Below are 26,000 nucleotides of genomic sequence, written 5' to 3'. Positions count from 1 at the left end.
GGATTTTGCCGGGACGGATTTTCCCGAACCCGGCGGCCCAGAGAGAAATTACGGATGAAAGCCTCGCAATTCTTCATTTCCACCCTCAAGGAAGCGCCCGCCGACGCGGAAATCGTTTCGCACAAGCTGATGATGCGCGCCGGCATGATCAAGAAGCTGGGCGCCGGGATCTACAACTACATGCCGATCGGGCTGCGCGTGATCCGCAAGGTGGAGAACATCGTGCGCGAGGAAATGAACCGCGCCGGCGCGGTGGAGCTGTCCATGCCGGTGATCCAGCCGGCCGAGCTGTGGCAGGAAACCGGCCGCTGGGACAAGATGGGGCCCGAGCTGCTGCGCCTGAAGGATCGCCATGAACGCGATTTCGCGGTCCAGCCGACCTCAGAAGAGGTGGTGACCGACATCGCCCGCTCGGAAATCCGCAGCTACAAGCAGCTGCCGGTCAATTTCTACCAGATCCAGACCAAGTTCCGCGACGAGCGCCGGCCGCGCTTCGGCATCATGCGCGGGCGCGAGTTCACCATGAAGGATGCCTATTCCTTCGACCGCGACACGGACGGCCTGCGCAAGTCGTACGAGAACATGTACGACGCCTACGTGCGCATCTTTCGCCGCTTTGGCCTGGAATTCCGCGCCGTGGCGGCCGACAACGGCGCCATCGGCGGCTCGGGCTCGCATGAGTTCCATGTGATCGCCGACACCGGCGAAGACGCCATCGTCTACTGCCCGACCTCGGACTACGCCGCCAACATGGAGGCCGCCGAGGCGCTGCCCCTGCTGGCCGAGCGCGCCGCGCCCAAGGAAGACCTGGTCAAGACCTTCACCCCGGAAAAGGTCAAGTGCGAGCAGGTGGCGGAATTCCTGAACATCCCGCTGGAGCGCAACGTCAAGTCCATCGTGCTGGCCAAGGACACCGAAGCCGGCGCCGAGATCTGGCTGCTGCTGATCCGCGCCGACCACGAACTGAACGAGGTCAAGGCGTCCAAGGTCCCGGGCCTGGCCGACTTCCGCTTTGCCACCGAGAACGAGATCGTCGACGCCTTCGGCTCGCCGCCGGGCTACCTGGGCCCGATCGACATGAAGAAGCCGGTCAAGGTGGTGGCCGATCGCACCGTCGCCAACATGAGCGATTTCGTCTGCGGCGCCAACTACCGCGACTACCACTACACCGGCGTCAACTGGGGCCGCGACCTGCCCGAGCCGATCGTGGCCGACCTGCGCAACGTGGTCGCCGGCGACGCCTCGCCGGACGGCCAGGGCACGCTGGAAATCTGCCGCGGCATCGAGGTGGGCCATGTGTTCATGCTGGGCACGCGTTACTCGGAATCGATGAACGCCACCTTCCTGGACGAGAACGGCAAGACCCAGCCGATGCAGATGGGCTGCTATGGCATCGGCGTCACCCGTATCCTGGGCGCGGCGATCGAGCAGAACTTCGATGAACGCGGCATCATCTGGCCGGCCGCGATCGCGCCGTTCGCGGTGGTGATCTGCCCGGTGGGCTACGACCGCTCCGAAGCCGTCAAGGCCGAGGCCGACCGCATCCATGCCGAGCTGCTGGCCGCCGGCGTGGACGTCATCCTGGACGACCGCGGCGAGCGCCCGGGCGTGATGTTTGCCGACTGGGAGCTGATCGGCGTGCCGCACCGCGTGGTGGTGGGCGACCGCGGCCTGAAGGAAGGCAAGGTCGAGTACCAGGGCCGGCGCGACGCGCAGGCCACCGCCGTCAGCGTGGCCGACGTGGTCGGCCACGTGCGCAGCCAGCTGGCGAACTGAGCCCCATGCGCGCCGCCCGCGGCATGACCGGTGCCGCCCGCCGCTGCGCGGGCGGGCTGCTGCTGGCCGTCGCGGCCATGGCAGCCCACGCTGGCGCGCAGAAGGAAGAAGACCTCGCCGATTCCGTGCGCGGCGCGCTGGCCGCCGCCATTGCCGATGACCGGCCCACGCGGCCGGTATTCGCGTCCGGCGGCGAGCGCCTGGCCTACCTGAAATGGCTGGGCGAGATGTCCGCCCGCCTGGCCTCGCGCATCCCCGAGCCGCAGGTGCGCGTGGAACTGATCGAGGTGGCCTACTACGAGGCCAAGCGCGCCGGGCTGGAGCCCGCGCTGGTGCTGGGCCTGGTCCAGGTCGAGAGCAACTTCCGCAAGTACGCGATCAGCTCGGCCGGCGCGCGCGGGCTGATGCAGGTGATGCCGTTCTGGGTGCGCGCCATCGGCGACAGCGACCCGCGCAAGCTGTTTCACCTGCAGAGCAATCTGCGTTACGGCTGCACCATCCTGCGCTACTACCTGGACCGCGAGCAGGGCGACCTGTACCTGGCGCTGGGCCGCTACAACGGCAGCCGCGGCCGCCCCGAATACCCGAACGCGGTGCTGGCGGCGTGGAAGCGCTGGCAGTATTCCGAAGCCACGGTTACCGTTGCCGGCGACCCCGAGATCGCGCCGTCGCGCCCGCGCGCACCGGTGTCCGAGCCGCCTGCCCGCAACCCGTTCTCGTCGCAACGCGTCGTCACCAATCCGTCATGATCCGCGAAGCCTCCGTTGCCGGCGGCAAGACCGGCTACACCGAATCCTCGCCCGAACTTGAACAATGGCTGGCCCGGCATATCGCCCAGGGCTTTGCCGCCGATGCGCTGGTGTTGTCGATGCTGCGCTCGGGCTATGACGACGCCTTTGCCCGCCAGGCCGTGGCCGCGGCCTTTGCACAAGACGCCGGTAGTGCCGCCCCGGCCCGGCCTGCGCCGGCGCGCCCTGCGGCTGCCGCCGGCACGCCCGCGGTCTACGCGGCCGATGGCGGCGACCGCCAGGTCCCGATCCTGTTCCGGCTGGCGTCGCCGCAGGTCCAGCTGTTCCAGCAACTGCTGACCGACGACGAGTGCGATGCCCTGGTGGCGCTGTCGCGCGGCCGCCTGGCGCGCTCGCCGGTGGTCAACCCGGACACTGGCGACGAGAACCTGATCGACGCCCGCACCAGCATGGGCGCGATGTTCCAGGTGGCCGAGCACGCCCTGATCGCGCGCATCGAGGCACGCATCGCCGCCGTCACCGGCGTGCCCGCCGAGCACGGCGAAGGGCTGCAGATCCTCAACTACAAGCCCGGCGGCGAATACCAGCCGCACTTCGACTACTTCAACCCGCAGCGCCCGGGCGAGGCGCGCCAGCTGTCCGTCGGCGGACAGCGCATCGCCACCCTGGTGATCTACCTGAACACGCCCGAGGCGGGCGGCGCCACCGCGTTCCCGCGCGTGGGGCTGGAGGTGGCGCCGGTCAAGGGCAACGCGGTGTACTTCAGCTACCTGCTGCCCGACGGCACGCTGGATGAACGCACGCTGCACGCCGGCCTGCCGGTGGCATCCGGCGAAAAGTGGATCGCCACCAAATGGCTGCGCGAACGCCCGTACCGCAGCGAGGGGTGAGCCACCCCATGGCCGCGCCTGCGGCCACCCGCTGGTGGGCCGATCCCGCGCTGGCGTTCGCCGAAAGCCGGCGCGCCAGCCACAGCAGCGCCAGCTACCTGCCGCATACCCATCCCACCTTGTCGGTCGGCGCCGTCGACAGCGGCACCAGCCGCTTTGCCTGCGGCGACGAAGCGGCGCTGATCGGGCCCGGCGCGGTGGTGGTGATCCCGGCGGGCCAGGTGCATGCCTGCAATCCCGTGCCGGACGGGCGCTGGAGCTACCAGATGCTGCATTTCGATCCGGCGTGGGTCGCCTCCGTGCTGGATGAGGACGGCGCGGCACGGACCGCGCTGCCGGCGTGCGTGACGGAGTCGCCTCCGGTCTACGGGCTGGTCTGCGGGCTGAACCGCGCGCTGTTCTCGGCTGCGGACAGGGTCGAGAAGGAGGCCGCGCTGGTTGCCTTCATCGGCGACCTGCATGCCGCCATCGATACCGGCGCGGCCACGCAGACAATGCCGGCGCCCGCCGCCGTCTCCGCACGGGTGTCGCAACTGTGCGAGCTGCTGCGCGCACGCCACGCCGAACGGCTGCCGCTGGCCGAACTGGCGCACACCTGCGGCCTGAGCCGCTATCACCTGATCCGTGCCTTCCGCGCCGAGACCGGCATGACGCCGCACGCCTACCAGCTCGACCTTCGCATCCAGCACGGGCGCCGCCTGCTGCGGCAGGGCGCGGCGCTGGCCGAGGTGGCGCTGATGCTGGGCTTTGCCGACCAGAGCCACTTCCAGCGCGCCTTCAAGCAGCGCGTGGCCATGACGCCGCGCGGCTACCAGCGCGCTGCCTGACCTGGCCTGCCGCCACAGCAACTTTCTTCAAGACCGCTCGCATCCCCGCGCACGACACTGCTGGCTCTTCACGGAGGGTCGCATGGACATGTCTTTCGATCTCGGCACGCGCGCGCTGCCCTGGCAGCAGTTCGCCATGGTGGCCGGCGCGCATGCGCTGGCGCTGCTCAGCCCGGGGCCGGACTTTTTCCTGGTGGTGCGCAGCGCGCTGGTGCACGGGCCACGGCGTGCCAGCGGCGTATGCCTGGGCATCGCGCTCGGCAATGGTGTCTTTATCGGCCTGGCGCTGGCCGGGTTTGCCGCGATGCGCGACTATCCGCTGCTGTTCGCGGCGTTGCAGTGGGCGGGCTGCGCCTACCTTGCATGGCTGGGCTGGCGGCTGCTGCGCGCCAGTGGCGACGTGGCCATTCCCGCGGCGGACGGGGCCGCGCGCGCCGCGCCCGCGCCGTGGCTCGCCCAGCTGGCCAGCGGGTTCCTTTCCGCTGCCCTGAATCCCAAGAACGGGCTGTTCTATGCCAGCCTGTTCTCGGTGCTGGCCGCCAGCCGCACCCCGCCCGCGGTGCAGCTCGCCTACGGCGCATGGATGTTTGCCGTGGTGCTGGGCTGGGACCTGCTGGTGGCGCATGGCATCGGGCATCCGGCGGTGGCGGCGCGCTTCGGACGCTCGGTGCGGTGGGTGGAGCTGCTGACCGGCGCCGTGCTGTGGCTGCTGGCGCTGGCCGTGGCCTGGCACGCTGCCCGCTGAGCGTCACGGCGGCTCCGGCGCGGCGCCGTGACGCAATACGCGCCGCAGGGCCTCATCGTCCAGCCGCTGCATGCCGTGCATCCAGCCGCCGAGCAGCGTCAGCAACTCCAGCAGCGCATCGATGCGCGCCAGCAGGTGGGGGGCGTCCTCAGCGGCTTCCTGCCGCAGCGCGCGCAGGGCGCGCAGTGCCGGGTCGATCTCGCGGCGCTTGCGCTCGGCGGCCAGGGTGCGGAAGCTGACCCAGACATCGGCGGGAACGCGCAGGTATTCGCGCCGGTCGCGCGGGACATCGGCCTGGGAAGGGCGGGTCAGGTTCCAGGAGTCCAGTTCCCTTAACCCCACGCTGATATTGGAGCGCGAGCGGCTCAGCGCCTGCGCGATCTCGTCGGCATTCAGCGGCCGCGAGGCGATATAGAGCAGGCTCAGGATCCGGCTGGCGGTGCGGGACAGGCCGCACTGGCTGCCCAGGTCGCCAAGGTGCGCAATCAGAAGTTGGGCTAGCGGTGACAGATGCATGGTGTAGGGGTGGGGGTCGCTTCGCCGCCGCATCGGCGGCCATGTGTTTGGCAGGACAATGCGCGGCGGGTTTGCGCCCGCCGCGCCGGCCCGGGTTGCTACTGCGCCGGCATCCAGGCTTGCGCATCCGCCTCCTTGGGCACCTGCGGTCCGCCCGACTGACGCCGCTGGCGCCGCAGCAGCTGGAAGGCAACTGGCATTTCGACGCGCTGCCGCTGCCCGATGCGCTGGCGCGCGGGGTGCTGCCGGTGCGCGTGCACGGCACCGACTACGTGGTGCTGGCCGATGCGATCGGTGCCGCGCTGACATCAGACATGGCCCTGACCACGGTGGATATCCAGGCCGCCGAAACGCGCGGCCAGCATCGAGCTGGAGGCGCGCGACATGGCGTCGGCCTTCCGCTACCTGGAAGCATTGCAGGCCGCGCCCGGCCTGGCCGCGACGCTGACGCAGAGCGCGATCAAGGCAAACGATCCGCAGCAGCCGCTGGCAGTGAAAGCTGCGCGTTTCACTGGTGCGCAAGTCCATCAGCCCGAAGCAAGCTGACCGGCGGCCGGCGGATCCCTGTATCGGCGTATTTTCATCAAAGTGTACCGGTACTGTACCGTTGGCTGACCGTAGACTGATTCCCCGAATGCCCTGGAGTCAGTCATGGAAGTATCCCAACTCGCCGCCGGAACCGGTGTCTTCGCCGCCTTTGCCGGCTTTGCGCTGGTGTCGTCGATCACCCCTGGTCCCAACAACACAATGCTGCTCGCCTCGGGCGTGAACTTCGGCTTCGTGCGCACGGTGCCGCACCTGCTCGGTGTCAGCATTGGCTTTGCGCTGATGGTGGGGCTGGTCGGGCTGGGCCTGGGATCAATGTTTCACGCCTTCCCGTGGACCTGGCAGGTGCTGCGCGTGGTGGCGACGGTCTACCTGATATGGCTGGCGTGGAAGCTGGCCACCGCCGGCGGCGTGCAGGACCAGCAGGTGGCGCGGCCGATGGGCTTCTGGGCCGCGGCGGCGTTCCAGTGGGTCAATCCCAAGGCGTGGGTGATGGCGGTGGGCGCGTGCAGTACCTACGTGCTGCACGGCAACCTGTGGCTCAACGTGCTGCTGCTGGCGGGGATCTTCGGGGTGGTGAACCTGCCCAGCGTGGCGATGTGGGCACTGTGCGGCTCGGCGCTGCGGCGCTGGCTGGCACGTCCGCGGGTGCTGCGCGCGTTCAATATCGGCATGGCCTTGCTGCTGCTGGCCTCGTTGTGGCCGATCCTGGCGCCGCACCAGGCCTGACCAATGGGCTTGCTCCCCTCCCCCATGAACCGATTGTGTGCTCCCTCTCCCGCTTGCGGGAGAGGGAGCAAACCGAGAGGCGACCTAAATCACACCAGCGCGCGGATCGAGCCCAAGTTACGCCAGTAGCCCTTCGCATCCATGCCGCACCCAAACACATAGCGGTCCGGCACGGCAAAGCCGCAGAAGTCCGGATGCATGGGCTTGATCTTGGTCAGCGTCTTCTCGCACAGCACCGCGGCATGGAATTCCTTGGCGCCCATGTCCATGATGCGCTCGCGGATCGCGGCCATGGTCTCGCCTTCATCCAGGATGTCGTCCAGCACCAGCACCACGCGGTCCTTGACCGACTCGCGCGGGGCCACGCGCCACTGCATCTCGCCGCCCACGGTCTTGTTGTTGTAGCGCGAGAGGTGGATGTAGTCGAACTCCAGCGGGAAGGCCAGCTTGGGCAGCAGCATGCCGGTGAAGACCACCGCGCCGCCCATCACCGACAGCACCAGCGGGAAGGCATCGCCCATCTTGGCGGTGATTTCCGTGGCCATGCGGTCCAGCGACTCCTGGACTTCCGCGGCGGAGACGATTTCTTCGGAGTTGGCCCACAGCTCGCGGGCCTGTACGGCGCTCATCATGATGTCTTTCCTGTTCTTTTGCGGGGGAGGCAAGTCGGGGTGCGACGGACGGATTCTAGCGGTTGAAGAGGCCCTTCATGCCGCCCTTCATCGCGCCCATCTGGCGCATCATCTTCATCATGCCGCCGCCCTTGAGCTTTTTCATCATGGACTGCATCTGGTCGAACTGGTTGAGCAGGCGGTTCACTTCCTGCACCGGCACGCCGGCGCCCGCGGCAATGCGGCGCTTGCGGCTGGCCTTGATCAACTCGGGCTTGGCGCGCTCGGTCGGCGTCATGCTGTTGATGATGCCTTCCATGCGGGCCACCTGCTTCTCGGCCTGGTCCATGTTGGCGCCCTGCGCCTGCTGGGCGAACTGCGCCGGCAGCTTGTCGACCAGGCTGCCCAGGCCGCCCATCTTCTTCATCTGGCCGATCTGGGCCTTGAAGTCTTCCAGGTCGAAGTCACCGGTCTTCTTGATCTTCTTGGCCAGCTTCTCGGCCGCTTCCATGTCCACGCCGCGCTGGGCTTCCTCGACCAGCGCGAGGATGTCGCCCATGCCCAGGATGCGCTGGGCCATGCGGTCGGGGTAGAAGGGCTCCAGGCCGTCCAGCTTCTCGCCGACGCCGACGAACTTGATCGGGCGGCCGGTGATATGGCGCACCGACAGCGCCGCGCCGCCGCGCGCGTCGCCGTCCAGCTTGGTCAGCACCACGCCGGTCAGCGGCAGGGTGTCGTTGAAGGCCTTGGCGGTGTTGACGGCGTCCTGGCCCAGCATGGCATCGACCACGAACAGGGTTTCGGCGGGCTTCAGCTCGGCGTGCAGGGCGGCGATTTCCTGCATCATCAGCTCGTCGATACCGAGCCGCCCGGCCGTGTCGACGATCAGCACGTCGTGGTAGTGCTTGCGCGCCCAGTCCACCGCCGCGCGGGCGATGTCCGCCGGCTTCTGGTCCGGCTGCGACGGGAAGAAGTCAGCGCCGACTTGCTCGGAAACCGTCTTCAGCTGGGCGATAGCGGCGGGGCGGTAGACGTCGCACGAGACCGTCAGCACCTTCTTCTTTTTGTTTTCCTTGAGCCACTTGGCCAGCTTGCCCACGGTGGTGGTCTTGCCGGCGCCCTGCAGGCCGGCCATCAGGATGATGGCGGGCGGCTGCACGGCCAGGTTCAGCTCGGCTTCCTTGTTGTTGCCGCTGGCCGCGTCGGCGCCGCCGATCACGGCGGTCAGCTCGCGCTGGACCACGCCGACCAGGGCCTGGCCCGGGGTGAGGCTGCTGACAACCTCCTCGCCCATGGCCTTTTCCTTCACGCGGGCAACGAATTCGCGCACGACCGGCAGCGCCACGTCGGCTTCTAGCATGGCAAGGCGCACTTCGCGCAGCATCTCGGCGGTGTTGGCCTCGGTCAGGCGCGCCTCGCCGCGCATGGTCTTGACCACACGCGCCAGGCGTTGAGTGAGATTGTCCAGCATGGCAGGAATCGGGGGAGAAGTCGGAGCAGGGCTCGGGGCTGAAATCGGAGGCAGTCTTGCACACGGGGCGGACCTGGAACACCGGTTACACCGGTTCAAGCGGGCCGCCACCGTCCGTGGGCACTAAGGTAAACTGCGTAAATGGTCATTGTACTGTATGCCCTGACGGCACTTCTCTATTGCGGCCTGGCCTTTCACGGCTGGGCCACGCGCCACCCACGCGTTGCCACCGCTGCCGGCCCGGCAGGGGGGGCGAGCTCGGCCGTGCTGGTGGCCGGCGGCGGCCCCATCCCCCCGGCGGGCGGCGCGCACGGCGAAGGGCGCCCGGCCTGGTGGCACGTGCTGATGCTGGCGGCGCTGGCCAGCCACGGCATGCTGCTGCATGAAACCATCTTCCCGGCCGAGCGCATGATGTTCGGCTTTGCCTTTGCGCTGTCGGCCATGCTGTGGCTGGGCGTGGGCATCTACTGGATAGAAAGCTTCTTCTTCTCGCTGGCGGGCCTGGGCCTGATCGTGATCCCGGTGGCGCTGGTGGCCAGCCTGATGCCGCTGGCCTTCCCCGGCTCGCAGATCCTGGGCTACGCGGCGCGGCCGCTGTTCAAGCTGCATTTCATCATCGCCAACGTGGCCTACGGGTTGTTCACGCTGGCGGCGTTCCATGCCTTCCTGATGCTGCTGGCCGAACGGCGCCTGCATGGCTTCCGGCACGCTCCGGCGCGGCCGCCGGAGCAGCAACCCAGCGAATGGCTGGGCCGCTGGCTTGACCTGCTGCCGCCGCTGCTGACGCTGGAGAAGCTGCTGTTCCGGCTGATCGGCGCCGGCTTTGTGCTGCTGACGCTGACCATCGGCTCGGGCCTGCTGTTCTCTGAAGACCTGTTCGGCCGCGCCTTCCGGCTGGACCACAAGACGGTGTTCGCGCTGATCTCGTGGGCCATGTTCGGCGGCATCCTGGCCGGGCGCATCTTCCGCGGCTGGCGCGGCAAGGTGGCGCTGCGCTGGGTCATCGCCTCGTTCGGCATCCTGCTGCTGGCCTATGTCGGCAGCCGTTTCGTGATTGAAGTCGTCCTGCATCGCCTCTGATTCCCCATGGCACGTATCCTGATCCTGCTGGCCGTGGTGCTGGGCGTCATCTGGTGGCTGCGCGCCCGCGCCGAGGCCCGGCTGGCTGAACACCGCGCACGCCAGGCCCGCGAGGCCAGCGAGCGCACTGCCGCCGCCGGCCCGGCCGACGCCACCGCCGAACCGATGGTCCAGTGCGCCCAGTGCGGCGTGCACCTGCCGCAGGGCGAGGCCATTGCCTGGCGCGGCCTGCATTACTGCCGCCGCAGCCACCTGCCGGACGAAAGCCGGGCCGAAGGCAGCGACAGCAGCAGCGGCCCCCGCCCATGACGGAGCCGGCGTCGTCGGGCTGGCAGCGGCTGAATGCCTGGCGCGGCCTGGCCCAGCTGTGGCGCCAGCCCGAACCGCCTGACTTCCACTGGCGCCTGCTGCGCTATTTCTGCTGGACCCGCGTGGCCGTGGGCGTGCTGCTGGTCGGCTTTGCGCTGATGCGGCGCGGCGAGCCGGCATCCGTCTCCGCCATCACAAATGCGATCCCGCCCGTGCCGTTCGACCTCGGGGGCCTGGGCGGCATCGAGCACGCGGCGGCCATGACCATCGCCGTGCCCTATCTTGGCATTGCCGTGGCGATGCTGGCCGGCACGCTGTGGCGCCGGCACTTCCACCTGCGCGTGCGGGTGCAGGTGCTGGCCGACCTGGCCCTGCTGGCGCTGGTCTTCAGCGTGCTGGGGCGGGGCGGGCAGGCCGAGGGCCTGGCCATGATCTTCCTGCTGCCGGCGCTGGAAGCCGGTGCACTGACCAGCCTGCTGTTCGCGCTGTTTGCCGCGTCGATCTCCGCGCTGGTGGTGATGAGCGGGCCCTTCATGCACACCATCCTGCTGCGCCAGGCCGATGCCGGGCTGCTGGGCTCGGGCCTGTTCGGCCTGGTGTTCATGATCGCGGCGCTGCTGATGTATATGCTGGCCAACCGCCAGATCGCGCAGGAGCGGCTGGCGCTGGCGCGCGAGCAGGAGCTGCGCCTGCAGCAGCTGGTCAACCGGCTGATGGTCAACGACATGCAGGACGGCGTGATGCTGGTGCGCGCCAACGGCGCGGTGGTGGCCGCCAACCCCGCGGCGGTGGTGCTGCTGGGCGTGCAGCCGCATGAGCGCATCTACTCGCGCCGGCTGGGTGGTGCGGCAGGTCAGGGCGGAGAAGCAGTGCTGTTCGACCTGCGCCGCATCCCGCGCCTGCAGCCGCTGATGGAGATGCTGCGCGACTGGCTGCACAGCAAGGACGACGTGCCGCGCATCCTGCAGCTGCTGCCGATGGCGTCCGGCACCGCGCTGGCCGACGGCACCATGCAGCACACCCGGCTGCGGCTGCGCTTTGTGCTGCCGGGGCTGGCAGGATTGCGCTCGACCATGGCGCATGGCCGCACCGTGCCGGCCACGCTGGATACTGCCGCCTGGAGCGAACTGTCGCCCGAAGCCGCCGGCCGCCTGCGCCTGGCCATCGCCCAGAACGAGGCCATGGCCTGGTCGCAGGAGGATGAGGCCCTGTTGCGAAACGAGATGCGCGACACCGTGCTGGTCCATATCGAAAGCTGGGAACGCATCGCCGAGCAGGTGCAGCAGGAAAAGCTGGCCGCCATGGGCCGGCTGGTGGCCAGCATCGCTCACCAGATCCGCAACCCGCTGGCGGCAATCAGCCAGGCCAGCGAGCTGCTGGGCGATTCCGGCCGGCGCGACCCCGCCGGCCAGGACCATGGCGGCGCCGATGTCGATATCGACGCGCGCCTGCTGCGCATCATCAACGACAACGTGCGCCGGCTGGACCAGGTGGTGTCAGACGTGCTGCAGATGTCGCGCCGCCCGCGCACCGGCCGCAGCACCGTGCACCTGGCGCAGGCGCTGCCCGAGATCGTCGAGCGCTGGCGCGCCGAAATGCGCTCGCGCCGCCCGCGCGCCGGCGAGACCCGCCCGGCGGGCCGGGCCGACATCAACGCCAATGCCATCCGGCTGACCGTGGACGTGGCCCAGCCGGTGGTGTTCGACGCCTCGCAGCTGCAGCAGGTGCTGGGCAACCTGCTGGACAACGCCTGGCGCTACTGCAGCCGGCTGCCGGGCTCGATCCGGCTGCTGGCGCATGCGCTGGACCAGCACCATGCCGAGCTGATCGTCTGGAACGACGGCGCCGAAGTCGCGCGCGAGCACCAGCGCAGCCTGTTCGAACCGTTCTTCACCAGCAACGCCCAGGGCACCGGGCTGGGCCTGTTCATGGCGCGCGAGCTGTGCGGCGCCAATGACGCCCAGGTGCGCTACGGCGCCATCGCCTTGCCGGCGCTACTCGAGCGCACCGGCATGCTGGCCGCCGCCGCGCGCGATACACTGCCGGCCAAGGCGTTCGTGCTGACGCTGCGTATTGAAAGCGCCGATGCGGCCGCCGCCTGACCTGTCCCAACCCAGCCACCACCCCATGCCACCCCGAATGTCCCGAGCGCCCGATCCCATCCTGGTCATCGACGACGAGGCCGACCTGCGCGAGCTGCTGGACATCTCGATCCGCCGCATGGGCCATGACGTGGTGCTGGCCGGGTCGCTCGCCGAGGCGCGCGAGAAGCTGGCGCAGGGCCGCTACAGCCTGGTGTTGACCGACATGCGCCTGGGCGACGGCCTGGGCATCGAGATCGTGCGCCAGCTGTCGGCCGCGCCGGAGCGCATCCCGGTGGCGGTCATCACCGCCTACGGCAGCGCCGACAACGCTGTGGAAGCACTCAAGGCCGGCGCCTTCGACTACATCGCCAAGCCGGTCTCGCTGGAGCAGCTGCGCAGCCTGGTGCTGAACGCGCTGGGCCGCCAGCAGCGCGACAGCACCGATGCCGAAGCCGCCGCGGCCGAGCAGGCCGCAGACCGCGCCGCCGCCCTGCTTCCTGGCCATTCCGCCGCCATGCAGGAGGTGCGCCGCTCGCTGTCGCGGCTGGCGCGCAGCATGGCGCCGGTGGTGATCAGCGGCGAATCCGGCAGCGGCAAGGAGCGCGCCGCGCGCGCCATCCACGCCACCAGCGGGCGCGCCGCGCATCCGTTTATCGCCGTCAACTGCGGCGCCATCCCCGAGAACCTGATGGAGTCCGAGTTCTTCGGCCATGTCAAAGGCGCCTTCACCGGTGCCGACGGGGAGCGTGGCGGCTTCTTCCAGTCCGCCAACGGCGGCACGCTGCTGCTCGACGAGGTGGCCGACCTGCCGCTGCCGATGCAGGTCAAGCTGCTGCGCGCGCTGCAGGAGCGCCGCGTGCGCAAGATCGGCGCCAGCCGCGAAGACGCCGTCGACGTGCGCGTGATGTGCGCCAGCCACAAGGACCTGGCGGCGATGGTGGCGGCCGGCCAGTTCCGGCAGGACTTGTACTACCGCCTGAACGTGCTGGCGCTGCGCATGCCCACGCTGCGCGAGCGCGGCGAAGACATCCCGGTGCTGGCGCACGCCATCCTGGACCACCTGGCGGTGCGCTACGGCGACCCGCGCCCCAGGCGGCTGTCGCCGGCGGCGCTGCAACGGCTGGTGGCCTATCCCTTCCCCGGCAATGTGCGCGAGCTGGAGAACCTGCTGGAGCGCGCCTACGCCTTTGCCGAGAGCGAAGAGATCGAGCTGGCCGACCTGGGCCCGCTGGACGCCGGCGCCGAGCGCGCCGGGCTGATGCATGCCCCGGCGCCGGCGATGGCGCCCACCAACTATTCCGCCCCCTGGGGCGCCGCAGGCATGTGGGCGCCAGTGCCGCCGGCCGCCGCGCCCGCGCCGGCCCCGGCAGAGCCGCCCCCGGCCAGCGCGCCCGAGCCCGAGCCCGCCGGCGATCCCGCCGAACGCGCCTGCCGCGGCATCGTCTTCCCGATCGACCTGCAAGCCAGGCTGGAAGCCGTGGAGCGCGAGCTGATCCTGCAGGCGCTGGCGCAGACCAACTTCAACCGCACCGCGGCCGCGCCGCTGCTGGGCCTGAACCTGCGCCAGCTGCGCTACCGCATCCAGCAACTGGGCATCCGCGAAGCCATGGACGCCGCCGACCGTAGCACCGTGGAAGGCGAGGGCACGCCATGACCAAGCCCGCGCACCGCTACCTGCCCGATGCCGACGGCTGGGTCCCCGCCGCGCGCCGCGTGCCGTCGCCCAACTTCGACGCGCGCCCGGCCGGCATGCCGGTGGACCTGGTGGTGCTGCACAACATCAGCCTGCCGCCTGGCCAGTTCGGCAGCGGCGACATCGAGGCCTTCTTCCAGAACCGGCTCGATCCCAACAAGCACCCGTTCTTTGCCACCATCCACCAGGTGCAGGTGTCCGCGCACTTCCTGGTCACCCGCGAGGGGGAGCTGGTGCAGTTTGTCCCATGCACGCAGCGGGCCTGGCACGCCGGGCAGTCAGACTTCTTCGGCCGTGCCCGCTGCAATGATTTTTCCATCGGCATCGAGATCGAGGGCTGCGACGACCTGCCGTTCACCCTGGCCCAGTACGACACCGTGGCCGCGCTGGTGCCCGCGCTGCTGGCCGCCTACCCGGTGCGCGCGATTGCCGGCCACAGCGACATCGCCCCGGGGCGCAAGACCGATCCCGGCCCGCATTTCGACTGGGCGCGCTTTGCCAGGCAGGCGGGCGTGGCGCCGGGCATGTTGCCCTACCAGTGCCCGGGCGCGGCTGGCCAGGTGACGAATCCTTAACCTCATTCCCCATCCCCGTGCGCCCCGTTCCGGCGCACATGCCCCACCTCCGGGTGGGGCTATCGCAACGTCGCAACAATCAAAAAAATTTTTGTGAAATGTGCAGTTGCGAACGGTCTGACGAAAACCCTTGCGAGTACTAGGCTTGCGGGCATGTGGCGCTGCCGCATCGGCGCAACCGCCCCCGAAAAAGCGCTTGTCAAGACTGGTCATTCGGATTCGTTTCACTATACTTAGCCCAGTTTTACGCGTCACACACTATATCTAGTAGTCAAACCGGGGAGCCGGCCCAAGGGCGAGTCAGGGATCACGAAGTTCGTGCATCGTCTCGAAACCGCCCGCTAAGGCCAGCGAATCACAAGAGTCCCTGGCGAAATGTTCACGTAAAGGCAGTCTGTCCGCCCCGACTTCACGCCGGGAGGGACGTTCTTTTCGCCGCATTTCGCCAGGGACTCTTTTGTCTCTTATTTCCAGGGTAAAAACAGGAGTTCTCATGCAAACGGCCCAGAACGAAATCACCACGGGTGGCGCCGCCGCCGGTATCGCACCGACCGCGCAGCAGACCCCCACCGCCGCTACCACGAATTACCCGGATCACAAGATCATTCGTCGCAACGGCGCCGTGGTGGCTTTCGAGCCGTCCAAGATCGCGGTCGCCATGACCAAGGCCTTCCTCGCCGTGAACGGCGGGCAGGGCGCTGCCTCCGCGCGCGTGCGCGAGATCGTCGAGCAACTGACCGACAACGTCGTGCGCGCACTGGTGCGCAGCCGCCCGAGCGGTGGCGCCATCCATATCGAAGACGTGCAGGATCAGGTTGAGCTGTCCCTGATGCGCTCGGGCGAGCATGAAGTGGCCCGCGCCTACGTGCTGTACCGCGAAAAGCGCAAGGCCGAGCGTGCCAGCGCCAGCGCCGAGGCCGTGGCCCGCGTGCAGGAAGGCGGCATCAGCGTCAACGTGAGCGACGCCGGCGTGACCAAGCCGCTGGACATCGTCGCCCTGCACGAACTGCTCGACAACGCCTGCGCCGGCCTGGGCAAGGCCGTCAGCGCCGAGCCGATCCTCAAGGAAACGCTCAAGAACCTGTACGAAGGCGTGCCGATGACGCAGGTGTACGACTCCGCCATCCTGGCCGCGCGTACCCTGATCGAAAAGGACCCGGACTACAGCCAGGTCACCGCCCGTATCCTGCTGCACACCATCCGCAAGGAAATCCTGGGTGCCGAAGTGACGCAGGCCGAGATGACCACGCGTTACGCCGAGTACTTCCCGAAATTCATCGCGCGCGGCATCAAGGCCGAGCTGCTGGACGAAAAGCTGGCCACCTTCGACCTGGCCCGCCTGGGCGCCGCGCTGGACGCCGGCCGTGACTTCCAGTTCAACTACCTGGGCCTGCAGACCCTGTATGACCGCTACTTCCTGCACATCGATGAAACCCGCATCGAAATGCCGCAGGCCTTCTTCATGCGCGTCGCCATGGGCCTGGCCCTCAACGAAACCGACCGCGAAGCGCGCGCCATCGAGTTCTACCAGCTGCTGTCGTCGTTCGACTTCATGTCGTCCACGCCGACCCTGTTCAACTCGGGCACCCAGCGCTCGCAGCTGTCGTCGTGCTACCTGACCACCGTCTCGGACGACCTGGAAGGCATCTACGAAGCGCTGAAGGAAAACGCGCTGCTGTCCAAGTTCGCCGGCGGCCTGGGCAATGACTGGACCAACGTGCGCGCACTGGGCTCGCACATCAAGGGCACCAACGGCAAGTCGCAGGGCGTGGTGCCGTTCCTGAAGGTGGTGAACGACACCGCCGTGGCCGTGAACCAGGGCGGCAAGCGCAAGGGCGCCGTCTGCGCCTACCTGGAAACGTGGCACCTGGACATCGAAGAATTCCTGGAGCTGCGCAAGAACACCGGCGACGACCGCCGCCGCACCCACGACATGAACACGGCCAACTGGATTCCGGACCTGTTCATGAAGCGCGTGATGGAAAACGGCGAATGGACGCTGTTCTCGCCGTCCACCTGCCCGGACCTGCACGACAAGGTCGGCAAGGCGTTCGAGCAGGCCTACCTCGGCTACGAAGCCAAGGCTGCAAGCGGCGAACTGAAGCTGTTCAAGAAGATCCCGGCCATGCAGCTCTGGCGCAAGATGCTGGGCATGTTGTTCGAAACCGGCCACCCGTGGATCACCTTCAAGGATCCGTGCAACATCCGCAGCCCGCAGCAGCACGTCGGCGTCGTCCACAGCTCCAACCTGTGCACGGAAATCACGCTGAACACCAATGACAGCGAAATCGCCGTCTGCAACCTGGGCTCGGTCAACCTGGTCGCCCACCTGGCCAAGCAGGCCGATGGCTCGTACGTGCTCGACCACGCCAAGCTGCAGAAGACCATCCGCACCGCCATGCGGATGCTCGACAACGTCATCGACATCAACTACTACGCTGTCGAGAAGGCCCGCAACTCCAACCTGCGCCACCGTCCGGTCGGCATGGGCATCATGGGCTTCCAGGACTGCCTGCACGTGCTGCGCACGCCGTACGCCAGCGACGCCGCGGTGAAGTTCGCCGACACCTCGATGGAAGCCGTGTGCTACTACGCCTACCAGGCCTCCACCGAGCTGGCCGAAGAGCGTGGCCGCTACGAGACCTACACCGGCTCGCTGTGGGACCGCGGCATCCTGCCGCAGGACTCGCTCAAGCTGCTGGCCGAAGAGCGCGGCGGCTACCTGGACGTGGACCTGTCGAGCAGCATGGACTGGGACAGCCTGCGCGCCCGCATCAAGCAGCACGGCATGCGCAACTCGAACTGCATCGCCATCGCGCCGACTGCCACGATCTCGAACATCATCGGCGTGTCCGCTTGCATCGAGCCGACGTTCCAGAACCTGTACGTCAAGTCGAACCTGTCGGGCGAGTTCACCGTGGTCAATGACTACCTGGTGCGCGACCTGAAGGAACGCGGCCTGTGGGACGAAGTGATGGTCGCCGACCTGAAGTACTTCGACGGCTCGCTGTCGCGCATCGACCGCATCCCGCAAGACCTGCGCGACATCTACGCCACCGCGTTCGAAGTCGAGCCGACCTGGCTGGTCGAAGCCGCCAGCCGCCGCCAGAAGTGGATCGACCAGGCCCAGTCCCTGAACATCTACATGGCCGGCGCCTCGGGCAAGAAGCTGGACGACACCTACAAGCTGGCCTGGCTGCGCGGCCTGAAGACCACGTACTACCTGCGCACCATGGCGGCCACGCACGTGGAGAAGTCCACCGTGTCGCGCGGCTCGCTGAATGCGGTGTCGTCGGGTAGCGACAGCAGCTCTGCCATGGACGCCGCCGCAGCCGCAGCACCGGCCATGCCGGAAGCGGAAGGCGCGGTTTGCACGATGCGCCCGGGTGATCCTGGCTTCGAAGAGTGCGAAGCCTGCCAATAAGGCAAAAAGAAGACTAGAGAGCAAAAAACCGCCCCCTGTTTGCTCCCCTCTCCCGCATGCGGGAGAGGGGCGGGGGTGAGGGCCGGCGCATCAACGAAGTGAAGCGTCAAACCTGACCAACCACCGCGCCCCCCAAACCGAATCACGGAGAACCACATCATGCTGAGCTGGGACGACGACGTTCAAGCCACCCCGCAGGCCGCACCGCAGCCTGCCCTGCAACCCGCAGCAACGGCTGCCACCGCTGACCAGCAAGGCGTCCTGCCGCCGAGCGCCACGCAAGCCGGCATCCTGGGCAACAACCCCAACGCCGCCGCCGCGCAAAGCAACCGCCGCGTCAACGCCGCCGACAAGCGCGTCATCAACGGCTCGACCGACGTCAACCAGCTCGTCCCGTTCAAGTACAAGTGGGCGTGGGAAAAGTACCTGGCTGGCTGCGCCAACCACTGGATGCCGCAGGAAATCAACATGTCGCGCGACATCGCGACGTGGAAAGACCCCAATGGCCTGACCGAAGACGAGCGCCGCATCATCAAGCGCAACCTCGGCTTCTTCGTCACCGCCGACTCGCTGGCCGCCAACAACATCGTGCTGGGCACCTACCGCCAGATCACCGCGCCGGAATGCCGCCAGTACCTGCTGCGCCAGGCCTTTGAAGAGGCCATCCACACGCACGCTTACCAGTACATCGTTGAATCGCTGGGCCTGAACGAAGCCGAGATCTTCAACGCGTACCACGAAGTGCAGTCGATCCGCGACAAGGACGAGTTCCTGATCCCGTTCATCGACACGCTGACCGACCCGTCGTTCAAGACCGGCACGCCGGAAAACGACCAGAAGCTGCTGAAGTCGCTGATCGTGTTCGCCTGCATCATGGAAGGGCTGTTCTTCTATGTGGGCTTCACGCAGATCCTGGCGATGGGGCGGCAGAACAAGATGACTGGGGCGGCGGAGCAGTATCAGTACATCCTGCGGGATGAGTCGTTGCACTGCAATTTTGGGATTGATCTGATTAACCAGATCAAGCTGGAGAATCCGCATCTTTGGACGGCGGAGTTTAAGGCTGAGATTACGGAGTTGTTCAAGAAGGCTGTTGATCTTGAATATCGCTACGCTGAGGACACGATGCCGCGTGGCGTGCTGGGTCTGAATGCGCCGATGTTCAAGTCGTATCTGCGGTTCATCTGCAATCGTCGGTGCCAGCAGATTGGTCTTGACCAGCTGTTCCCGAATGAGGAGAACCCGTTCCCGTGGATGAGCGAGATGATCGATCTGAAGAAGGAGCGGAACTTCTTTGAGACTCGGGTTATTGAGTATCAGACGGGTGGGGCGTTGAGCTGGGATTGATGAATTCGGAGCCCGCGTTGTGAAAAAAAGGGAGCCTAACGGGCTCCCTTTTTTTCACCACTGGAAATTGAGATACTATTGGCAATCCTGGTCGCAGATGAAACAAAGCTGTTCGCCGTCAAATGCGATGGCAAGCGAACTGATAGCTGGCGGTGATTTGGCTTACAATCACCTCCAACCTTAATGCGGTTAGAACGCTATGTTGACTAAGCTTGAAGCACACGGGTTCAAAAATTTATTAGATTTTTCCGTCTCATTTGGCCCTTTTAATTGCATTGCGGGGCTGAATGGTGTGGGGAAGTCGAACATCTTCGATGCGATCAGATTCCTCTCATTGCTGGGGGATAAGTCCATTGTTGAGGCAGCTTTGGAAGTGCGGGATTCCGAGTCTTCAGATCCTCTCGACATTTTCTGGACTAGCGGGGGGGTTCGCGCGGATCGGCTCTCCATGGCGGCAGAAATGATTGTTCCTTTAGATCTAGTGGATGACTTCGGCCGGAAAGCGCGTGCTACCTCAACGTTCTTGCGTTATGAAATAGAGCTGGCTCGAAATCCAGAAGAGGAATCAAATGGATCGTTAGGGCTTTATCTTGTGCGTGAGGCGCTAAGCTATATTAATAAGGGAGAGGCGGTTAATAAGCTACATTTCCCTCTTAGTGCATCTTTGTTTCGCGATCAGGTTGTTATTAACAATAGAAAGGGCGCTGGATATATCTCAACGAAGATATCCGGTGACGGTATCACTGAAATTCATCTGCATCAGGATGGTGGTAGCGGTGGCCAACCCCAAAAGATACCTGCACATCGTATCCCGAAGACTGTTGTGGCAAATACGAATAGTGCCGTTTGGCCGACGGTTCTCGCTGCGCGAAGGGAGATGCAGTCTTGGCGCTTCCTCTCTCTAGAACCAAGTGCCATGCGTCGCTCGAATAAGATGCATGAAGAGAGCAGTGTCGGAGTTGATGGCGGCAGATTAGCTGCGACGCTATATAAGCTCCAGCGGCAAGATCCGAGTGTCTGCTCACGTATTGCCAGTCGTCTTTCCGAAATTGTGCCAACCTCGGACGTCAGGATTGATGTTGATCAAGTCCGTCAACTACTGACTATTGAAGTAAAAGAACGATCTGGCGCTTTTCTACCAGCTCGCGCTTTGTCGGATGGAACTCTTCGCTTCTTGGCATTATGCATTATGTCTGAGGATCCAAATTTTAATGGGCTTCTGTGTTTTGAGGAGCCGGAGAATGGTATCCATCCGGCAAAGATGGATGCCATGCTTAATTTGCTCAAGGAATTGGCGGTTGATGCTAACCACCCGGCGGGTGAGGATAATCCGATGCGGCAGATATTTATCGCTACGCATTCTCCTGTTTTGGTCAAGCTTGAAAGTCCCGATGATCTTATTTATGCGGATGTCGTTAAAGTTCGAGGACTCGATGGGAGACCCACTTCGACCATTCGTTGTAAAAGTTTGCAGGAAGGTTGGCGTAGTAAAACTGATGATGGCACGTGCGTTGATCGAGGGTCGATTGTCGCATACCTTGCCCTTCCCCCTAATGCTCAGATTGAGCTTGATTTGGCTGACTGAGAGGGGACAGAACAAATGAAGGTTCGTTTTATCTTGACGGGTGAGGGTACGTCAGATTTGAATTTGGTCGAGCATATCGAGAGCATTTTAATTGACGAGGGGTTCTCGGAGGTGAGCGGCGAGGCTCCTGACCTCCGTCTTTATAGAGCCCCAGTAGGACGTACGGTGCGCGATAAACTGCGCGCTTTGCTTAGGCACCATCCCAACGCCGACGTAATATTTGTTCACAGGGATGCAGACAACGCAGGCGTCGATGTGCGTGAGCAGGAAATCATGGATGCGGCGGGCGGATTAATAGATGTCGGTCGAGTAATACCAATTATCCCCGTAACCAAATTGGAGACTTGGCTGCTGACGGATCGTGATGCAATCAAGCGTGTGGCGGGAAACGCATCTCATAGGGGAGATCTGGGCTGTATCCCTGCTTTGCGCAATTTGGAAAATGTGCAGGACGCCAAAGGGCTTTTGCTAGATGCTCTTTGTGAGGCAAGTGAGACGCAAGGTGGTCATTTGAGGAAATTCAGAAATCGATTTTCTGAAATGCGAAGACGCTTAGCTTTCGATTTGGATCCAAATGGATCTGTTCGACAATTAAAATCCTATCAGCATTTCCGGGGCGCGATCACAGCGTTTTCACAGCAAAGGCTAAATGGTGTTGCGTAGGCCAATTTCAATGAGGGAAATGGGGGGGCTATTTCAGAATCAGAAATAGATATGTTTCCCTTTCGCCGCATTGGTCGTCACTGATAGACAATCTGGGATCCACAGCAAAGCATCTGTGAATCCCTTTCCGCTGCAGTTACTCGGAGGAAATTACGACAACTCTATTCCTTACTTCCACTTTGAGCGCTTGCCCGATCTTGAAGCCTGCCCGTTCCAACCATACTCCGCCTAAGCGAATCCATGGAACGCATCGCATCCCACTATAGCGATTACTTTCAGTTGCCTTGATGCGGAAATGCCTGTAGCTGGTTGTGAGTGTGCGCACGTGCGCAGTGGAAGATATCTTCCGCATAGCGAACTCCTAATTCGAAACTTGGATTCGCCCGTGCAAGCTGGGCGGCCGGGCACTTGAACACCGCCCGCAGATCGGCCCGCATGTTTCCCCTTTCGGGTCTTGTATCGATGCGCGCTGCCCGGCCTTAGCAGAAAGCTATGGAAGACACGCCACGACTGTCGGACGTGGCAACGCTGCGGGGGGTGTGTTCAGCACCGACAGCTAGGCTAAGGAATGCGGATACTGCCGCCAATGAGACAACTCTGCATTGCGGTATCGCAACCCACAGGCCCGCTCCAATTCTTCTTGATCGCCTAGCCAATCGGCTGGCGAAAGTATCTCTCGCCCAGATAGGCCAGATACGTTCGATACTCTGGTCGGCTAGCTGAACAGAGCTCCTCAAAGATCTCCTGGTAACTGATGGCATTGAACTTCAGTTCATCGCCAACCAGCTCTTGGAATCTCCGGATCTCGTCCCGATGACGCTCCCCGTATGGTCCCGGCCAATCGAAGTACACATACCGCAGCACCCAACGGTCTCCATACTGCCGAGCAAGCGCAAGGGCATGCTTAAGTAGCTGCGGCGCGCCAATGTGCCGGAACGCCTCCCGGCCCTCTTGCAGGGCTTCCGCGAGCGCCTGTGCCCGCGGCAACTCGACCTCTTCCCAGCGGCGACGCCCTTTTGCAAGGTATGGCGGCCTGAACGCCTCGCCCGCCTGCGTTGCCTTGCCGCGCAGCCATTCCGTGAACTTGCTCTCCACGCCGGCCATGACGCCGTTCGCCAGTGGCAGGCACACATCCAGGTTGGCGTGACTGTCGACGCCGGTGGACAGTTTGGATTCGAATAACGCTGCGGTGGGGCAGGAGGGTAGCGCCAGCGCTTTCATCAATGGCGTGGCATCCGCGGAATCGGTCCAGAAATCGAAGATGTTCGCGGCCAGCGCAGAAGACGAATGCAAGGCTCGCATCTTTGCCGGCTTGTCTCCACGCTCCAGCAGTTCACCGCCGTCGCCATTGGCAAACGCCGTCAACGTTGCTGGCGAAAGTGGTCGCATCAGATTCAGGTCCAGATGGGGGACATAACCGCGTGCGTCAAAGGCGATGCCCCGGTTCGCTGCCCATTCCTGTTGTTCCCTGCAAATGGCTGTTACAGACATGAATCGCCTCCGTCGAGCGCGTTCCCAAGCTGACTAGCGGTCATACAAGGGATCGTGGTTACAGATGACGATTGTTTGTCAGTCGGGCAGGGCAGGGAATCCGCCGAATGGTGGAGCGGGAAATATGCGCTGGCCGATGTCCGACATCGTCCCGCCCACGAGCCCACCTTGCTATCGCGACCTCTGACCATGGCTCCATCACCCGCGGCGCCCCCGGTCAACACAGTGCTGACGTGCCTCTCGCGTCTTTGGGAACTTGATCTGCCGTAAAGACAGCACTAAGTACGCCACGTATAGAACCTCAGCCCAACGACGAAAGGAGAGAACCATGGTTGATGTTCGAAATGCACTCCGAGACCGGGATGCGACAAGTACCGGTGGAACGCTCATCGGTACCGGCGACATGTGGCACCACAACGTTCGTGTAGCCGTGGACGGAGATTTCGCCACGTGCCCTGCGTGCAAAAAGGGCGGAAGGGTGGTCAATGACTGCTATCCGGCCTTTGACCTGATGGGCAAGCAGATACTCGTCGAAGGGGCGCGGGTGTATTGCTCTTGTGCCGTGAAGCCATTCGTCATTTCTTCCCAAAACAACTTCACCATAGAGGTGAATCAAGGAACATCCATTGCAGGCGCATCATGGAAAGAAGCCAACGCGCCGCAAACATTCAACAAGCTTTCGGAAGGCGTTACCGGCAACGAGCACACTTCGGATGAGGCAAGGATCTGCCCGAGTATGAGCAATGAAATGTTCCACAAGATAATGAGTCGGCTTCGTGATAAGGCGGTTCGCCTTTTAGGCGACCGCCTCGGCGAACTTGAGCGATGGAGCCGTGCGGATCAGGACAAGGTCAGTCTATGGTTCGGCTCTGCATTGCCCGAAACGCGAACTACCCTGCTCGACGGTCTCGTCCGGATCCGCGAAATTATGAAAGGCTTGACGGCAAAGAACTACGAGCGAAGCACGCCCGAAGCGCTTGCGCGGGTCGGATGTGTACCACGATCCGGGTCAGGGCAAATTCCCGCTTCTGCGAGCGTTTGCAAGCCGGACGGTACCTACACGATCTTCATCGGCGACATATTCTGCTCCCAACCAGATGAAAACAATCGCTATGACGGCATGCCTCTTGCAAAGGACTCCAAGCTGGTAACGTTGATTCACGAGGTGTCGCATTTTCCCGCTGCGATGAATACAGATGACCACTGGTACAGTATGACGCGGTCGCAGGAGCGGGCGGCTGCCCGCGATATGTTCTGCTTGAGCAATGCCGACAATATTGCCGCCTACGTGGTGAACATCCCGAACTGGAACGGGGATAAGCCGATTTGGAGGCAGCAATGAAGAGGATTCTCGTCTTGTTGGCACTCCTGCTTGCCACGCCCATACCTTCCTTCGGCTGCAGCTTGGGTAACCTGGAGTTGGATCCCATCTTCGAGCCGGGTGCTTCTCGTTTGTCTGCGCAAGAGATGCTGCGATTGGCCGACTGGCGGTCTGAACTGAGGCTCAGGTTTCCAAATGCGGGCGAGTTCTACGTTGAGGTCCAGGCAAACAAAGCTGCGGGCGTACCCGCTCGGCTTGCGGAAATCCGGCGGATACACCTAATGGAAGCCCTCCAGAACCTCGGCGTCGGGGTGGCTGATATCCAGGTGTCCAGAGTTGTCGAGAGAAGCGTTGACCCAGCGCACCTGGCAAGAACGGACCTGAAGCCGCAGGTAGTCCGCTACATCAATACTGCCGCTATTGCGATCAACCCCAGATGCCCACATGCTTGTTGTCCGGGGCCACAACCTATCCGGCACTGATCCAAGTATCAGGAGTGTCGTGGACCTCGGCTTCGCTCGACGGTGTCGTGTTGCTGCATGACATATCGACATGGGTCGGCGCGGCCGAGTTCTTGGAATGGTGCACATGATTTGAGGCCCGTCACCCGGCACGGATTTCGCATCTGGAGGGGACGCGGTTCAATCCGCCGAACCTTGCGATCAGCGCTGCGTTGAACCTCCGGGGCGTGGCGATGGGGCGCACGGCTATGGTCTGTGACGAGATCAGGGGCGGACGGCTGGTGAATGTCTTTGGCAAGCACGTACGCGCGCCGACGCGCCACATGCTGCTTGCTCGTGATCCTGAGGATCGGCGTGTGACGATCTTCTCGACGTGAATGAAGAGCGGGCACGCCTAAGGTCGCCTCTATTGCCCCCGCAATAACAAGGAATGCCGCTGCGTGAATGACGACGCCCCATACATTGCAGACCAAGAAATAGCCATGGAATACGCCTTCACTTTCAGATTTCTGCTGTCGCAGGCCGACCACGACATTGAAGCACTGGCCGAACGCCTGGGCGAGGCAGGTTGTGATGACGCACTCGTGGGTACCGGCCTGCCAGGACGCGTGGCGTTGTCATTTGTCCGCGAGGCAGATTCCGCTAAGTCGGCCATGGTAAGCGCCCTTGCCGATGCCCGGCGCGCCATGCCGTCCGCGACGCTGATCGAAGCGGTTCCCGATCTGGTGGGACTCACCGATATCGCCGATGCCGTCGGCATGTCCCGCCAGAACGTGCGCAAGTTGATGCTCGGCAATCCCGAGTCTTTCCCGGCGCCGGTGCATGAAGGCAGCACCACACTCTGGCACTTGCTGGATGTGCTGGTATGGCTGGATCAGCGCGATTACAGCATTGACCCGATCCTGTTGGATGTTGCCGCCACGGCCATGCAAGTCAATCTCGCACGGTGCGCCAGTCAGGTGGTGCCTGCCATGGCGCGGGAGTTTCGGGCGCTGGTGGGGTAGGGGCGACGCAATGGAACGCACCCAACCGTTCGATAGCCGGGGAGGGCGAGGAGCCGACCAAGGCTGGCGAATTACTCAGCGCTTCCGAACAAACCAATTCCCA

General features: G+C 64.5%; 23 protein-coding genes. 18 read left to right on the top strand and 5 right to left on the bottom strand.

Annotated elements, in window-relative coordinates; genetic code table 11:
- The first annotated feature begins 54 nt into the window (after positions 1-54).
- The 5 genes from AC3WON_RS04890 (at position 55) to AC3WON_RS04870 (ending at position 4,987) form a co-directional block, all read left to right on the top strand.
- Complete coding sequence (locus tag AC3WON_RS04890) at positions 55-1,776, top strand: proline--tRNA ligase (RefSeq protein ID WP_035817091.1); 1,722 nt, start codon at positions 55-57, stop codon at positions 1,774-1,776.
- Positions 1,777-1,781: 5 nt separating this feature from the next.
- Entirely contained in the window at positions 1,782-2,525 is a 744-nt protein-coding gene (locus AC3WON_RS04885; protein ID WP_492351257.1) for a lytic transglycosylase domain-containing protein, read from the top strand.
- A complete protein-coding gene (locus tag AC3WON_RS04880) occupies positions 2,522-3,415 on the top strand; it encodes a 2OG-Fe(II) oxygenase (protein WP_492351256.1) in 894 nt (297 codons plus the stop codon). Before AC3WON_RS04885 ends, AC3WON_RS04880 begins: the two co-directional genes overlap by 4 nt.
- On the top strand, positions 3,412-4,242 hold the full coding sequence (locus AC3WON_RS04875; protein ID WP_492351255.1) for an AraC family transcriptional regulator: 831 nt from the start codon (positions 3,412-3,414) through the stop codon (positions 4,240-4,242). The genes AC3WON_RS04880 and AC3WON_RS04875 overlap by 4 nt, the downstream gene beginning before the upstream one ends.
- Before the next feature lie 82 nt (positions 4,243-4,324).
- Positions 4,325-4,987 carry a LysE family translocator gene (locus tag AC3WON_RS04870; RefSeq protein ID WP_492351254.1) on the top strand — a complete coding sequence of 221 codons (663 nt, stop codon included), beginning with the start codon at positions 4,325-4,327 and terminating at the stop codon, positions 4,985-4,987.
- Between the two features lie 3 nt (positions 4,988-4,990).
- Here AC3WON_RS04870 and AC3WON_RS04865 read toward each other — a convergent pair whose 3' ends face one another.
- Positions 4,991-5,503: a GbsR/MarR family transcriptional regulator gene (locus tag AC3WON_RS04865; RefSeq protein ID WP_492351253.1), complete on the bottom strand. Its 513-nt coding sequence runs from the start codon at positions 5,501-5,503 to the stop codon at positions 4,991-4,993.
- 119 nt (positions 5,504-5,622) lie between these two features.
- On the opposite strand from AC3WON_RS04865, the gene AC3WON_RS04860 reads away from it, so the two are divergent.
- Together AC3WON_RS04860 and AC3WON_RS04855 are read left to right on the top strand one after the other, a co-directional pair.
- Positions 5,623-6,129, top strand: a complete 507-nt coding sequence (locus AC3WON_RS04860) for a hypothetical protein (RefSeq protein ID WP_492351252.1) — start codon at positions 5,623-5,625, stop codon at positions 6,127-6,129.
- Between the two features lie 25 nt (positions 6,130-6,154).
- Entirely contained in the window at positions 6,155-6,778 is a 624-nt protein-coding gene (locus AC3WON_RS04855) for a LysE family translocator (RefSeq protein ID WP_492320358.1), read from the top strand.
- A gap of 89 nt (positions 6,779-6,867) precedes the next feature.
- Here AC3WON_RS04855 and AC3WON_RS04850 read toward each other — a convergent pair whose 3' ends face one another.
- Both AC3WON_RS04850 and ffh read right to left on the bottom strand, forming a co-directional pair.
- Positions 6,868-7,410 carry a hypoxanthine-guanine phosphoribosyltransferase gene (locus tag AC3WON_RS04850; RefSeq protein WP_035817098.1) on the bottom strand — a complete coding sequence of 181 codons (543 nt, stop codon included), beginning with the start codon at positions 7,408-7,410 and terminating at the stop codon, positions 6,868-6,870.
- A gap of 55 nt (positions 7,411-7,465) precedes the next feature.
- A complete protein-coding gene (ffh, locus tag AC3WON_RS04845) occupies positions 7,466-8,860 on the bottom strand; it encodes a signal recognition particle protein (RefSeq protein ID WP_010814737.1) in 1,395 nt (464 codons plus the stop codon).
- Positions 8,861-9,001: 141 nt separating this feature from the next.
- Here ffh and AC3WON_RS04840 point away from each other — a divergent pair, with 141 nt between their 5' ends.
- The 9 genes from AC3WON_RS04840 (at position 9,002) to AC3WON_RS04800 (ending at position 21,620) form a co-directional block, all read left to right on the top strand.
- Positions 9,002-9,940 carry a cytochrome C assembly family protein gene (locus tag AC3WON_RS04840; protein WP_492320356.1) on the top strand — a complete coding sequence of 313 codons (939 nt, stop codon included), beginning with the start codon at positions 9,002-9,004 and terminating at the stop codon, positions 9,938-9,940.
- Between the two features lie 6 nt (positions 9,941-9,946).
- The gene (locus AC3WON_RS04835; RefSeq protein ID WP_010814735.1) at positions 9,947-10,249 is read left to right on the top strand and encodes a PP0621 family protein; all 303 of its coding nucleotides are present in this window, start codon (positions 9,947-9,949) and stop codon (positions 10,247-10,249) included.
- Positions 10,246-12,351, top strand: a complete 2,106-nt coding sequence (locus AC3WON_RS04830; RefSeq protein ID WP_492351251.1) for a sensor histidine kinase — start codon at positions 10,246-10,248, stop codon at positions 12,349-12,351. The genes AC3WON_RS04835 and AC3WON_RS04830 overlap by 4 nt, the downstream gene beginning before the upstream one ends.
- A 25-nt stretch (positions 12,352-12,376) precedes the next feature.
- Positions 12,377-13,987, top strand: coding sequence for a sigma-54-dependent transcriptional regulator (locus AC3WON_RS04825; protein ID WP_492320354.1), 1,611 nt, complete (start codon positions 12,377-12,379; stop codon positions 13,985-13,987).
- Positions 13,984-14,601, top strand: a complete 618-nt coding sequence (gene ampD, locus AC3WON_RS04820) for a 1,6-anhydro-N-acetylmuramyl-L-alanine amidase AmpD (RefSeq protein ID WP_492320353.1) — start codon at positions 13,984-13,986, stop codon at positions 14,599-14,601. Before AC3WON_RS04825 ends, ampD begins: the two co-directional genes overlap by 4 nt.
- Before the next feature lie 493 nt (positions 14,602-15,094).
- Positions 15,095-18,025, top strand: a complete 2,931-nt coding sequence (locus AC3WON_RS04815; protein WP_492351250.1) for a ribonucleoside-diphosphate reductase subunit alpha — start codon at positions 15,095-15,097, stop codon at positions 18,023-18,025.
- Between the two features lie 159 nt (positions 18,026-18,184).
- Positions 18,185-19,372 carry a ribonucleotide-diphosphate reductase subunit beta gene (locus tag AC3WON_RS04810; RefSeq protein WP_492351249.1) on the top strand — a complete coding sequence of 396 codons (1,188 nt, stop codon included), beginning with the start codon at positions 18,185-18,187 and terminating at the stop codon, positions 19,370-19,372.
- A 199-nt stretch (positions 19,373-19,571) separates the two neighbouring features.
- Entirely contained in the window at positions 19,572-20,957 is a 1,386-nt protein-coding gene (locus tag AC3WON_RS04805) for an AAA family ATPase (RefSeq protein WP_492351248.1), read from the top strand.
- Positions 20,958-20,972: 15 nt separating this feature from the next.
- Complete coding sequence (locus AC3WON_RS04800; protein ID WP_492351247.1) at positions 20,973-21,620, top strand: hypothetical protein; 648 nt, start codon at positions 20,973-20,975, stop codon at positions 21,618-21,620.
- 136 nt (positions 21,621-21,756) lie between these two features.
- Here AC3WON_RS04800 and AC3WON_RS04795 read toward each other — a convergent pair whose 3' ends face one another.
- Positions 21,757-21,972, bottom strand: a complete 216-nt coding sequence (locus tag AC3WON_RS04795; RefSeq protein WP_492351246.1) for a SymE family type I addiction module toxin — start codon at positions 21,970-21,972, stop codon at positions 21,757-21,759.
- A 296-nt stretch (positions 21,973-22,268) separates the two neighbouring features.
- Complete coding sequence (locus AC3WON_RS04790; RefSeq protein WP_492351245.1) at positions 22,269-23,111, bottom strand: PGN_0703 family putative restriction endonuclease; 843 nt, start codon at positions 23,109-23,111, stop codon at positions 22,269-22,271.
- Between the two features lie 328 nt (positions 23,112-23,439).
- Here AC3WON_RS04790 and AC3WON_RS04785 point away from each other — a divergent pair, with 328 nt between their 5' ends.
- Together AC3WON_RS04785 and AC3WON_RS04780 are read left to right on the top strand one after the other, a co-directional pair.
- Positions 23,440-24,453, top strand: a complete 1,014-nt coding sequence (locus AC3WON_RS04785; protein WP_492351244.1) for a M35 family metalloendopeptidase — start codon at positions 23,440-23,442, stop codon at positions 24,451-24,453.
- 922 nt (positions 24,454-25,375) lie between these two features.
- Positions 25,376-25,897, top strand: coding sequence for a helix-turn-helix transcriptional regulator (locus AC3WON_RS04780; RefSeq protein ID WP_492351243.1), 522 nt, complete (start codon positions 25,376-25,378; stop codon positions 25,895-25,897).
- The last annotated feature ends 103 nt before the right edge of the window (positions 25,898-26,000 follow it).

Source organism: Cupriavidus sp. FW305-46, assembly GCF_058787075.1.
Note: the sequence above shows the minus strand (reverse complement) of the source record. Positions and strands in the feature narration are given on the sequence as shown.